The 357-nt window shown below is 60.5% G+C and carries 1 pseudogene; it reads right to left on the bottom strand.

Annotated elements, in window-relative coordinates:
* A pseudogene (locus AC1D0P_RS32560) lies at positions 1-357 on the bottom strand (hypothetical protein); the annotation flags it as partial.

The raw sequence follows: 357 nt of genomic DNA on the forward strand, positions 1-357 counted from the left end.
CCTGGGCATCCCCCGGGAACAGGAAGACCCTCTTTGTATCCAGCATCTCAAACGCCAGCACCAGGCTGGTATTGTTGACGCCTCGGTCAAGCTGCATCGCAAGATCGGCGACAAGTCCCAGCCAATCGGCGTCGATACGTCGCCACGACTGGTCCGTCGCAGCGTCGTCATTGATCTTTGGCTTGCGGCGGCCGCTGTCGAGAGGCTTCGAATAGTTGCTCCGGACAAAGTCGGCGACATCGCCCTTCACGTCGCCAGCGAGAACTGCAGCGAGATCGGTGCCGATATGAGGATCGAATGGCAGGGCGTCATCCACCCAGGCCTCGATCGTATTGTCCGCAGCGGCAAGACCAGCAC

The organism is Polaromonas sp. P1_G2 (assembly GCF_056405515.1).